General features: G+C 74.6%; 8 protein-coding genes and 1 pseudogene. 5 read left to right on the forward strand and 4 right to left on the reverse strand.

Annotated features, from left to right (window positions below):
- A pseudogene (locus RIF68_RS20310) lies at positions 1-1,024 on the reverse strand (serine protease); the annotation flags it as partial.
- A 189-nt stretch (positions 1,025-1,213) separates the two neighbouring features.
- Entirely contained in the window at positions 1,214-1,756 is a 543-nt protein-coding gene (locus RIF68_RS20315) for a CGNR zinc finger domain-containing protein (RefSeq protein ID WP_309052712.1), read from the reverse strand.
- Between the two features lie 130 nt (positions 1,757-1,886).
- On the opposite strand from RIF68_RS20315, the gene RIF68_RS20320 reads away from it, so the two are divergent.
- The 5 genes from RIF68_RS20320 to RIF68_RS20340 all read left to right on the forward strand — a co-directional run bounded on the left by RIF68_RS20320 (position 1,887) and on the right by RIF68_RS20340 (position 5,687).
- Positions 1,887-2,342: a VOC family protein gene (locus RIF68_RS20320; RefSeq protein WP_309052713.1), complete on the forward strand. Its 456-nt coding sequence runs from the start codon at positions 1,887-1,889 to the stop codon at positions 2,340-2,342.
- A 62-nt stretch (positions 2,343-2,404) separates the two neighbouring features.
- The gene (locus RIF68_RS20325) at positions 2,405-3,250 is read left to right on the forward strand and encodes a pyridoxamine 5'-phosphate oxidase family protein (RefSeq protein WP_309052714.1); all 846 of its coding nucleotides are present in this window, start codon (positions 2,405-2,407) and stop codon (positions 3,248-3,250) included.
- A 60-nt stretch (positions 3,251-3,310) separates the two neighbouring features.
- Positions 3,311-3,892, forward strand: a complete 582-nt coding sequence (locus RIF68_RS20330; RefSeq protein ID WP_309052715.1) for an HPP family protein — start codon at positions 3,311-3,313, stop codon at positions 3,890-3,892.
- 22 nt (positions 3,893-3,914) lie between these two features.
- Positions 3,915-4,382, forward strand: coding sequence for an NUDIX hydrolase (locus RIF68_RS20335; protein WP_309052716.1), 468 nt, complete (start codon positions 3,915-3,917; stop codon positions 4,380-4,382).
- Positions 4,383-4,481: 99 nt separating this feature from the next.
- Positions 4,482-5,687, forward strand: a complete 1,206-nt coding sequence (locus RIF68_RS20340) for a serine hydrolase domain-containing protein (protein ID WP_309052717.1) — start codon at positions 4,482-4,484, stop codon at positions 5,685-5,687.
- 3 nt (positions 5,688-5,690) lie between these two features.
- On the opposite strand, the gene RIF68_RS20345 is transcribed toward RIF68_RS20340, so the two are convergent.
- Positions 5,691-6,698, reverse strand: a complete 1,008-nt coding sequence (locus RIF68_RS20345; protein ID WP_309052718.1) for a hypothetical protein — start codon at positions 6,696-6,698, stop codon at positions 5,691-5,693.
- A 211-nt stretch (positions 6,699-6,909) separates the two neighbouring features.
- Positions 6,910-7,485, reverse strand: a 576-nt coding sequence (locus RIF68_RS20350) for an ERAP1-like C-terminal domain-containing protein (protein ID WP_309052719.1), incomplete at its 5' end; no start/stop codon positions are given.

The raw sequence follows: 7,485 nt of genomic DNA on the forward strand, positions 1-7,485 counted from the left end.
GGTACCCGTCCTTGTACGGCTTCATCGGCGCGTTGTCCGTGAAGTCGTTGTTCTGGTCGGTGTCCACGCGGACGGTGCCCGCGGCCGGGTCGTACAGCAGGCCGAAGACGTCGGTGGTGTCGCCGTCGCGGTTGATGTCACCGGCCGGGTCGCCGCCCGCGGTGACCGACTCGCTGAAGCGGCTCCACTGGTACGAGCCCTCCGGGGCCTTCCAGCTCTGGGTGGCCGCGGTGAAGACGGGGCCGGAGACCGGGGTGACCTGGGCGCGCCAGGTGCCGTCGCTCTCGGTCAGCGGGTCGGTGGCGGTGACCCAGTCGACGATCTTGCGCTCGCCGGTGGTGGTCTTCTGCAGGGCCGGGTGGCCGAGGTCGACGCCCGAGTCCAGGATGCCGATGGTCACCCCGCGGCCGTCGGCCTTCGGGTGGTCCTCGACGAAGTCGACCGCGCCCGTCTCGTGGGACGGGTTGTACGGGTTCTTCGCCGGGGTGCTCTTCGAGGGCGCCGGGTAGGTGCGCGTGACGGTGGTGCCCTCGACGGCACCGGTGGCGGCGCCCGCGTCGGGGGTCGGGTCGTCCAGCGGGATCTCGGCCTGGAGGTCGATCGACTGGACGGAGGAGAGCTTGGCGGCGGCCTTGATCGCCGCGTCGGCCTTGCCGGTGGGCAGGGTGGCGCGGACGTAGCCGAGCTTGTCCTCCCGCTTGCCGACGGAGGCGCCCTGGAGCGCGTCGAGCTGGCCGGCGACCTGCTCGGTGGCTCCGGGGGCGGTGGCGACGAGGATCGTGACGTTCTTCTCGCCGCTCGCCTCGGCCTCGGAGAGGCGCTGCGCGTCCGTGGCGCCGAGCTTGTCGGCGGGCTCGGTGGTCTTCACCGGGGGAGTGGTCGCCGGGTCCTCGGCGGCCAGGACCGGGGCGGCACCGGCCGCGACGAGCGCGGTCACCAGTCCGGCGGCGGCGGCGATGCGGGCCGCGCGTCTCCCGGGGGTCGAGCGCCCGGGTATGGAGCTCTGGGTTTCGGGGGTGGTCATTTACATCCCTGTTTGTGAAAAGAGAGGGTCCGGATTTCGGTACCGGATGACCGCTCAGCCTTTCGCAAATGACAGGGGTTTGGGGAGAGTTGCCGGGTGTCCGGATGGGCCGATGGCGTACATCCGCCATCATGCCCGATACGCCATCAGGAGCGAAACACCCCCAACCGGGGTGAGTCGCCCCGGCGCTCAGCTGTCCTTCGTGCGGGCGTAGTGACGCGAGGCCTTGGCCCGGTTGCCGCAGGTCGCCATCGAGCACCAGCGCCGGGTGCCGTTGCGCGAGGTGTCGAAGAAGTGCAGGACGCAGGCCTCGTGGGCGCAGGCGCGGATGCGGTCCGGGGCGGTGCGCAGCAGGTCGAGGTAGTCGCGGGCGGCGATCCAGCCGGGGCCGCGGGCCGGGTCGGCGAACTCCGCCTCCTCGCCGGGGCCCTCGGTGGTGAGGGTGGCCCTGATGCGGCCGTGACCGAGGACCGCGTCGACCCGGGCGGTGGCCCCGGGGTCGCCGGGCCGGTCGACGACCGCGGCGAGGGCGTCCCGGGCGGCGAGGGTGTGGCGCAGGGTCGGGGCGTCGGCGGTGAAGCGCCCGTCGAGCCCGTTGGCGGCGAGCCAGACCGCGAGGCCCTCCTCGTCGGTGAGCAGGTCCTGGAGGACGCCCTCGTGGTTCCAGCGGGTGTTGAGCAGGTCGAGCGAGACGGGCTCGCCGGTGAGCGGCCGGGGGTCGGGAGCGGTCATGGCGGCACCTTCCTCGCAGGACTAACCCCTCAAGGGTACGTGAGCGGTTGACGCGCGTGATCTCTAACCTCTAAAGTGCCATTAGGAGGTTAGCCCGCACGGGCCGGCCGTCACCGGGAGGGGAATCCCCATGTCCGCCATCGGCGCGCTCGCCACCCACCACGTCGGCCTCAACGTCACCGACCTCGACCGCTCCCTCGCCTTCTACGGCGAGGTCCTCGGCTTTGAACTCCTCCACGAGGGCACCGGGGACACCCGCCGTTACGCCCTGCTCGGCCAGGACGGCCGCCTCGTCCTCACGCTCTGGCAGCAGGCCGGCGAGAGCTACGACGCGGGCCGGGCCGGCCTGCACCACCTCGCCTTCGAGGCCGAGTCCCTCGACCACGTCCGTGCCGCCGAGGCCGCGCTCACCGCCCGCGGCGCCGCCTTCGCGTACGAGGGCGTCGTCGCCCACCGCGAGGGCGCGGCCTCCGGCGGCATCTTCTTCCACGACCCGGACGGCACCCGCCTGGAGATCTCCGTCCGGCACGGCGCCGGGGGCGCCCCGGCTCCCTCGGGCGAAGCCCCCACCTGCGGCTTCTTCTGACCCCGCCCCACAGTCGCCCGCCCGCCCCCCGAGGAGCCCCGTATCACCACGGCTCCCTCGCCGTGCAGGAACGGCTCGGCGTCCGGCAGCTCGCCGCACACGTCGGCCGCTCCCTCCTCCCCACCCTCCGCCCCGTCGCCGCCGCCTTCCTGGAGGCCCAGCCCCTGCTGGTCGTCGGCCTCACCGACGACCGGGGCCGGGTCGGGGCGCACCTGCTCACCGGCGACCCCGGCTTCGTCCGCGCGACGGGCCCCCGCACCGTCTCGGTGGCCGCGGCCCTCCCCGGGGGACCGCTCGCCGACCCGGCCGCCGGCACCCCCGTCGGCACCCTCGCCCTCGACCCCCGCACCCGGCGCCGCATGCGCCTCAACGGCCTGGCCCGCCCCGGCGCCCACGGCTTCACGATCGAGGCCGAGGAGGTCTTCTCCAACTGCCCCAAGTACCTCCAGAAGCGGGAGCTGTCCGGCTCCGGCCCCGCCGGACCCCCCGGCCCCGGCGCCGTACGCCACGGTGAGGCGCTCACCCCCGGGCAGGCGCGCCGGATCCGCGCCGCCGACACCTTCTTCATCGCCACCGCCGCACCCGACGGCGTGGACGCGAGCCACCGCGGCGGCAACCCCGGCTTCGTCCGCGTGGACGGCTCCCGGGACCTCAGCTGGCGCGACTATCCGGGCAACGCGATGTTCCTCACCCTGGGCAACCTGGAGACGGACGACCGCGCCGGAATCCTCTTCCTCGACTGGGAGACGGGGACGACCCTGCGGCTCGGCGGCCACGCGCGGACGGAGTACGGTCAAGAGGAGCGGATTGTTCGATTCCGGATCGACAGCGTCGTCGAGACACCGGCCGCCTGCCCCCTGCGCTGGTCCGCGCCCGAGTTCTCCCCGGCCAACCCGGCCACCCGCTGACCGTCCCGCTCCCCGCCCGCCCGCACGCGGACACCCGACATCCATGACCCCGAGGAACCCGTGACCACCACCCCGGCTCCCGAGGCCACCGTGCCCGCCACCCCGTCCGCCCCCGTCGCTCCCGCTCCGGCCGCCACTCCGTCCGCCCCCGCTCCGGTCGCCGCCCGGCCCCGCCCGCCCGCCCGGCCCCGACCCCTGGCCGTGCTCGCCGCCACCGCCGCCAGCACCGCCGCGCTCCTCCTGCTCGTCGCCCTCGGCACGGTCCTCCACCACCCCCTGCTCGTACCGCCGCTCGCCGCGAGCATGGCCCTGGTCGCCGCCTCGCCCGAACTGCCGCTCTCCCAGCCCCGCTCACTCGTCGGCGGCCAGCTGCTCTCCGCCCTCACCGGCTTCGCCGTGCTCGCCGTCGCGGGCCCCGGCCTGTGGAGCGCCGCCGTCGCCGGCGGCCTCGCGCTCGGCGTGATGATGCTCGCCCGCACCCCGCACTCCCCGGCCGCCGCCACCGCCGTGATCGTCGCCCTCCAGGACCCGCCCTTCCTGGCCTTCACCGCCCTGCTCCTCCTGGCCTGCCTCCTCCTCGTCGCGGTCGGCCTCGCCGCCGCCCGCGCCACCCGCCGCGCCTATCCCACGTACTGGTTCTAGGCCGATCGCCTAACCTCGGTGCATGAAGCAGGAGTTGCGGGTGGCGGCCTACGCCGTGTGCGTCAGGGACGGGGAGATACTGCTGGCACGCTGGGTGGCCCGGGACGGCACCAAGCGGTGGACCCTGCCCGGCGGTGGCATGGACCACGGCGAGGAACCCGTCGCGACCGTCGTCCGCGAGGTCGAGGAGGAGACCGGGTACCTCAGTGAACCCACGGCCCTCCTCGGCGTCGACTCCGTCCTGCGCACCTGGACGCCCCGCCTCGGCATCCCCGGTTCCTTCCAGGGCCTCCGCCTCCTCTACGAGGCCCGGATCACCGGCGGCGCCCTCCGCAACGAGACCGGTGGCTCCACCGACCTCGCCGCCTGGCATCCGCTGGACTCCGTCGCCGCCCTGCCCCGGGTCGAACTCGTCGACATCGGGCTCGACCTGTGGCGCGAGCGCCCCCCGCTCGGCCGCTCCCGGCTCACCGGCCCGGGAAACGGCTGAAAAGAGCTCAACCGGCCCGGGGCGGCGCAACCCGGGCCGCCCGTCCGCGGTCCTCCCCGCCGACCGCAGTACCTCCGTACACAGATCAGGGGACACCGCATGTCAGCCGTACGCACCACGCGCGCCGCTCTCGCCACCGCCCTCGTCGCGGGCCTCACCGTCACCGCCCTCGCCACGCCGGCCCTGGCCGCCCCGGCCGACCGGGACCACACGGCGACCCAGCGGGCACTCCAGGCCGCCGTCGACGCGGGCGTCCCGGGCGCGGTCGCCCAGGCGCGCGACGGGGGAGCGTCCTGGACCGGCACCGCCGGCGAGCGCGGCGGCGACGACCGCTACCGGGTCGGCTCCATCACCAAGACCTTCGTCGCCACCGTCCTCCTCCAGCTCCAGGCCGAGGGCCGGATCGACCTCGACGACCCGGTCGAGAAGTGGCTGCCCGGCCTGGTGCGCGGCAACGGCCACGACGGCCGGAAGATCACCGTCCGCCAGCTCCTCAACCACACCAGCGGCATCTACAGCTACACCGAGGACCCCGGCTTCCAGACGAAGGTCTTCGGCGCCGGCTTCCTGAAGCACCGCTACGACACCTGGGCCCCCGAGCGGCTCGTCGCCATCGCCATGGAGCACCGGCCGGAGTTCGGGCCCGGCACCTCCTGGAAGTACTCCAACACCAACTTCGTCCTCGCCGGCCTGGTGATCGAGAAGGTCACCGGACGCCCCTACGGCAAGGCCGTCGAGAACCGGATCATCAAGCCGCTGAAGCTCCGCTCCACCAGCGTCCCCGGCACCCGGCCGACCGTGCGCGGGCCGCACAGCCCCGCGTACTCCACGCTCTCCACGGACCCCACCGCGCCCGTCCACGACGTCACCGAGCTCAACCCCTCCCTCGCCCAGGCGGCCGGCGAGATGATCTCCGACTCCGCCGATCTCCAGACCTTCTACCGGGCCCTGCTCAAGGGCCGCCTGCTCCCGAAGAACGAGATGCGCGAACTCACCACCGCCGTCCCGGTCTCCCCCCAGCGCCCCGACTTCCGCTACGGCCTCGGCATCTCCTGGCAGAAGCTCGGCTGCGGCACCGAGATATGGGGCCACGGCGGCGGCATCCACGGCTCCCTCTCCGAGGCCTACACCACCCGCGACGGCCGGCACTCCCTCGCCGCGAACATCAACGCCGACTGGACGGGCGACACGCAGGCGGTCATCGAGGCCGAGTTCTGCGGTACGGAGCCGAAGGCCGCGGCGGGGAAGGCGGACCCGAAGGGGCTCGCCGCGAAGGCCGCGGCCGGGCTCCTGCCGGCGGGCTGACCCTCACCGGGGCAGGACGGCGACGTACGCGGCCGGCTGCCGGTCCGACGCGGCCATCAGGGCCGTGCGGACCACGGCGGCCTGCTGCTCCATCGACTCCCGCAGCTTGCGCGGGGTGAGGTGGACGACGGTGATCCCGAGCCGCTCCAGGTGCTCGCGCTTGCGGGTGTACTCGGCCCACCGCGCGTCGTCGTCCTCGCGCGGCGCCCGGGTGTCCAGCTCGACCGCGACCGCCTGGTCCGGCCAGTAGGCGTCGAGCCCTCCCAGGTGCGGGCCGCCCGGCAGCCGCAGGTCCACGTTCCACAGCGGGTCCGGCAGCCCGAACGCGCGCACCATCTCGTAGAGCCGCTCCTCCGACAGGGACCGTCCCTCGGCCAGCAGCGTGTCCACGGCGTCCACGACGTGCGGGCGGGTGAGCAGCCGGGCCCGGCTCAGCTCGCGGACCACCGGGCCCGGTTCGCAGTGCCCGCCCCGGACCGCCTCGGTGAGCACCCGCCGTACCGCCTCCGGGTCCGGCAGCGCCGCCACCGCGTCGGCGACCGCCCGGGCCACCGGGGCGACCGGCAGACCGGTGACCTCCACCGGCTCCGGCGTCCCGGGCGCCCGCACCACCCGTACCCAGCCGGTCGAGCGCGGGCGCCGGGCCCCGGGCACCAGCACGTCGATCCGGTCCAGGGCCGTCAGCGGGGGAGCGGCGGTGAAGCCGTGCAGGGCCAGCGCGGCGAGACCCGTGATCATCGGCTGCGGTTCCTGGACGGGCACGGCCCCGTCCTTGCGGGCGTACAGGAGGGCGGCGCCCAGCCGGTCCTCGCTGGTGGGCCGTCCCGGGCGGAGCAGGAAGACCCCGGGCAGCAGCTGCTGCCAGTCGCCGCCCGGGGCACAGTGGGCGGCGACCTCGGCCCCGGTCAGGCCCTGCGCCCTCAATTGGACGGTGGTGGCGAGACGTTGCGTGTCGGGGATGCGGGGGGCGCGGGGGAGGGGGCGGGGGGAGATGGGGGTGTTGTGGTTCATGCCGGGGGTCTTCCGCTTCCGAAGGGTCGCCTAACCCCTGTTACACGCTCGTCGACATTCCGGGACAACCCCGCCCTAAAGTACGCGCGTTCGAATGCCGATGACGGGCCCGGCCACGGCGGCCGGCTCCGGGCCCGCCCACGGGAAGGGCCCCGGAGCCGCGCGTTCCCGCGCGCCACCGGGGCCCTCCCCCGTCGTACCGCCCGCGCCGCTACGGGGCCATTCCGTCGCAGGCCTGCGCCCGCAGCGCCCGCGCCAGGTCGTCCCGTGCCTCCAGGACCAGACGGCGCAGGGCCGGGGCCGCCCCGGCGTGCTCCGACAGCCAGGCGTCCGTCGCCGCGAGGGTCTCCTCACGGTCCTGGAGCGCCGGGAAGAGACCCCGGACCACGTCCATGCCGATCTGGATGGACCGCTCGGCCCACAGCCGCTCGATCACCGCGAAGTACTTCTCCGTGTAGGGAGCGGTCAGCTCCCGCTGCGAGGGCTGGGCGAAGCCCGCGATCGTCGCCCCCACCAGCGCGTTCGACAGGGCGTCCGACTCGACGACCTGCGCCCAGGCCTGCGCCTTGACCTCCGCCGCCGGCCGCGAGGCGAGCAGCCGGACCTGGTGCCGCTTGCCCGTCGCCGTGTCGTCCCGGGCCAGCTCCTCGCCGATCCGGGTCTCGTCGGCCCGCCCGTACGCGGCCAGCGGCGACAGCAGGGCCCAGCGCAGCTCCTGGTCGACGTCGAGCCCGTCGATCTTCGCCGTACCGTCCAGCAGCCCCTCCAGGAGCTGGAAGTCCGCCTC

The sequence above is a fragment of the Streptomyces sp. genome (genome assembly GCF_031178505.1).
Classification (GTDB): domain Bacteria; phylum Actinomycetota; class Actinomycetes; order Streptomycetales; family Streptomycetaceae; genus Streptomyces; species Streptomyces gulbargensis.

Excerpts from the sequence above, each read along its gene's own strand:
- RIF68_RS20345 (WP_309052718.1), bottom strand. The coding sequence starts at position 6,698 with ATGAACCACAACACCCCCATCTCCCCCCGCCCCCTCCCCCGCGCCCCC.
- RIF68_RS20335 (WP_309052716.1), top strand. The coding sequence starts at position 3,915 with ATGAAGCAGGAGTTGCGGGTGGCGGCCTACGCCGTGTGCGTCAGGGAC.
- RIF68_RS20320 (WP_309052713.1), top strand. The coding sequence starts at position 1,887 with ATGTCCGCCATCGGCGCGCTCGCCACCCACCACGTCGGCCTCAACGTC.
- RIF68_RS20340 (WP_309052717.1), top strand. The coding sequence starts at position 4,482 with ATGTCAGCCGTACGCACCACGCGCGCCGCTCTCGCCACCGCCCTCGTC.
- RIF68_RS20315 (WP_309052712.1), bottom strand. The coding sequence starts at position 1,756 with ATGACCGCTCCCGACCCCCGGCCGCTCACCGGCGAGCCCGTCTCGCTC.